A 3,831-nucleotide genomic window follows, 5' to 3' on the forward strand; every position below is an offset into this window, starting at 1 on the left:
AAATAAAGCCCTATGCAACCGAAGTGGAAGAGATGTTAACAGAAGGGCCTGGTGTGTTTGCGGGGGAGAATTACGACAAGGAAAAATTGGAAGCAGAGTTAATGAAACTGCCCTCCAACTTGACCGGGGAAAAAGCGTATCAGTACCTGATTCATTACCTGGCAGAGGATTATGAACCGTATGTAAAAAAACTCGACCAGTTTGATACCACATACGAGGTGGGTGCAGGACCGGAAGGAACAGTAAACCAGCCACCTGAAGCACAACAGAAGCAGATTAATGTGGTTGTTTTACTGGATGCGAGTGGAAGCATGGCCGGAAGAGTGGATGGTTATACAAAAATGACTTTGGCCAAAAATGCAATCTTGCGTTTTGCGGATTCACTTCCGGAACAGGCCCATGTCAGTTTGAGAGTGTATGGGCATGAAGGCAGCAACCAAAAGAAAGATAAAGAGGTTTCCTGTAAAAGTACGGAACAGGTTTATCCGTTGACTCCATTTAAAAAGGATTCCTTTGAGCAGTCCTTGCAGAAATTCCAGCCCACCGGATATACCCCGATTGCCCTCGCGATCGAAAAAGCCGCCCAGGATCTTAATGGACAAGACGGAAATAATAATATTGTCTACATTGTCAGTGATGGAATAGAGACCTGTGGGGGAGATCCGGTTACAGCCGCCAAATCCTTGCACACTTCAAACATCAGGCCGATTGTGAATATCATCGGATTTGATGTGGATAAAGCCGGACAACAGGCCTTGAAAGAAGTGGCTGAAGCTGGCGGAGGAGAATATGCCACTGTGGAAGATGATGCTGATTTGCGTGAGTATTTTGACCAGCAACAGAGAGAACTAATTGATGCCTGGTTTGATTGGGGAATTGATACATCGCTAGATTTAAATAAACAATTGCTAGAAAAAAGAGATCAGCTAGAGAAACTTGCTTTTACTGGACAAGGTATTTTAAACAAGATGCAGGAAAAAGAATACGATAACATGGATAATGCTGTGCGTTTTATGCAGGAAAAAGGCAAGATTACTTTGTATGAAATGGATGTTGCCTCAAAGTTGATTATGAACCGATCCGATAAGATTGATAGATACTTAAGAAAAAGATTTTATGAGATCGATGAGATTTTACGAGATAATATGTTTAAAATTGATGAAATGATTACTGAAAAAAGTAAAAAAGAAAGAGAAAAACTCGAAGGTGAATAAGGTCTGAAAAGAGTGACTGCTATATAAAGAAAAGAGATATCAGTCACTCTGCTTTATTTTTTCACCAGGATACAAAGAAAGGGTGAATCCTTTGGATCATTATAAATCCGCTTTTTCATTTTATGCCCGTCACTGGAAAAAGGTTTTGCTGTTTGGTATAACGATTCTGCTCCCATTGTCGGTGATTGAAACATTTGTCAGCAATTATTTCTTTAACCTTTTTTCTTTAGTCGGTTTACCGACGATGGGAAGCTTTCCGCAGTTTATCTTTTCAACCGTTTTTCTCATGATTGCACAAATTCCCTTTATTTATCTGGTTCGCCAGGAAATCACAGGACAGAATGCAACAATCGGACAGGCTTTTGAAATCTTTTTTACGAATATGTTCCCTGTTTATGTTATGGGAGTCCTTCTTGCTTTGTTAACAATTGCCGGAACCATGCTGCTGATTATTCCCGGACTGATTATTTTAACGTTGCTCATCGTTTATCCTTATGTTGTTGTCAGCGACGAATTGCGTTGGTTCAACGGATTGAAGAAAACGGTTGAAATCGTAAAGAATCATTTTTTCTCCGTGCTGGGAGTGACCATGGTTGCAGGAATACTGACAATGGTGATCAACTTTTTGTTTTTGTTTGCAACCCTGTTGGTGACAAAAGTGTATTGGATGATTGTCCTCGTACAACTTCTGTTAAAAATGTTGATTGTACCGTATTTTACCTTTTTGATAGGGTCTTGTTTTGAGGAATGGTATGGATTTGGCTATGAGGAGGAATACAGTTTTTAAATAGATTCCCTGCAAGAAGGAGGAAATGAACACAGTGTTATTTGTGCGGAAGAGAAAAAAGATTTTTGCAATTGTTCTATTGATTCTTTTTTTAGTGAATTTGGTCATTCCGTATTCTATTGCATTTGCGGATTTACAGCATAAACAGGTCCTACCGCAAGAGACACCAGAACATCAGCAAGTGACGCCGCAAGAGGTACCAGAACATCAACAAGTAGAACCTGAGAAGAAAAATACACAGGTTCAGGAAACAGAGAAAAAAGAGACCCCATTTTGGGAAAATGTGATCAATTTTCCGGATACCAGTGAATATAAGGCACTAAAAGCAATATTTAATGATTTTTACATAGCAAAAATAGCAACAGCAGAGGCGATAATAAATGAATTTAATAAAGTGTATGAAGAAAATACACCAGTCAGCAAATGGTCAGTCGGCAGTACTGCTTATACCGGTGTAGCAGCCATTGCAAGGGGATTTCTGGGCATCAATGTACAGGGAACAGGCTGGGCTCAAAAATCGTTGGATATATGGGATGCAGTAGATAAATCAGTTTTGTTTTCGTCCCACGTTGATTGGAAAAAAGTCGGGGAGTATGGTAGCAGACTGTTTGGGAGAGGTAGTTTATCTGGTTCGGGAAGAATTAGTTTCTCGCAACTTGCAGCATCTCCAGGATCGATCAGTGGTTTGGGTAAATTTGCCGGTTGGGTCGGTGTCGGCCTTTCGACCTATGAATCGATTGCGGGTTTTTCCCAAGCCTTCGCTGCCGAAGATGGATCACAGCAACAAGCAGACGGAGTATTTAAAGGCCTGGCTGGAGCAGGAGGGGCTTTAATGGGTGCTGCTCCCCTGTTAGTTGCTGCTACTGCGATGGCTCCTCCGGCAGGTTTAATAATGGCCGGTATAGGTTTGGGCTTTTGGGGAGTAGGGACTGTAGGAAAATACTTTTCCAAAAACAAATCGGTTCGAAATTTCTTTACGGCTCCTGTGCGAGGAATTAAAAAATTATTTAGCTGAATCGAGGTGAGGTTTGTGGCAACACCTGAACACATCAAAAAAATTATTGAGGATTATAAAAGGACAGGTGAGAATGTAGTCATTATGCCTGAGGTGATTAGGTGCCAAGACAAAATCTATTATAGTGCTTCTTATCATCGAAGTAGAGAGGCATCAGGTTATCTGTTTCTGAGAGAAGACGGAAGTATTCCTCCAAAGAAAGAAATTATTGAAGTTCTTTTTATAGCTTTAAGCATTTCGGCAATATATTCGATTTTTTTTCGTTCAACACATAGGTTGATGAAAAGAAGATTTATTTTTGTCCGATGGGCATATAAAGTGTTGAAAAAGTTGGAGCAGAAATATGCTAATGAAGTTGAGGGATTAAGATATATTCAATCTTATCGAAAAACAACGGAAAGCACATTAAATAATCATCAAAGATTTAAAGAAAAAGCCTTAGAACAAAAACAATTATTGTTAGAAATTAGGGATAAAGGGATTGTTACTTCAGAATCATATTACAAATCGCAGGAAGTTCACCTTGAGATGGGGAGATGTCTCTTTTTTATCAACTATGATCAGATGCAATCTTATCAGGATCGGGGGAAAGCAATTCAGTTTTTGTTCAAGAAAGGGGATATTTTTCGTGCTTTGGGATTATTCTTGATGCATTTACAGCTACACCCCCCTTATGTAAAAGCAAGAGATCGGGAGACATTTGAGTTTACAAAGACAAGGTACGTAGATCATAAAGTACCCAGACAGGAAGTAAAAGAATTTGAAGAAAGTATATCAATAATCAGAAATCCAAGTTTACCAGGAGCCGAGGAGAA

The 3,831-nt window shown here is 39.7% G+C and carries 4 protein-coding genes; all 4 read left to right on the forward strand.

Annotation, left to right across the window (positions count from 1 at the left end):
- Positions 1-1,214, forward strand: a 1,214-nt coding sequence (locus tag H2C83_RS17125; RefSeq protein WP_220184257.1) for a vWA domain-containing protein, incomplete at its 5' end; no start/stop codon positions are given.
- Positions 1,215-1,305: 91 nt separating this feature from the next.
- Positions 1,306-2,001 (forward strand): hypothetical protein, encoded by a 696-nt coding sequence (locus H2C83_RS17130; RefSeq protein WP_181742382.1) that lies wholly within the window; start codon positions 1,306-1,308, stop codon positions 1,999-2,001.
- Between the two features lie 25 nt (positions 2,002-2,026).
- Positions 2,027-3,016 (forward strand): hypothetical protein, encoded by a 990-nt coding sequence (locus H2C83_RS17135; protein ID WP_220184258.1) that lies wholly within the window; start codon positions 2,027-2,029, stop codon positions 3,014-3,016.
- A gap of 15 nt (positions 3,017-3,031) precedes the next feature.
- Positions 3,032-3,831 (forward strand): hypothetical protein (locus H2C83_RS17140; RefSeq protein ID WP_181742384.1); only part of this gene is annotated, 800 nt, incomplete at its 3' end.

Origin of the sequence: Thermoactinomyces mirandus, assembly GCF_013868055.1 — a bacterium.
GTDB lineage: Bacteria > Bacillota > Bacilli > Thermoactinomycetales > Thermoactinomycetaceae > Thermoactinomyces > Thermoactinomyces mirandus.

Excerpts from the sequence above, each read along its gene's own strand:
- H2C83_RS17135 (WP_220184258.1), top strand. The coding sequence starts at position 2,027 with ATGAACACAGTGTTATTTGTGCGGAAGAGAAAAAAGATTTTTGCAATT.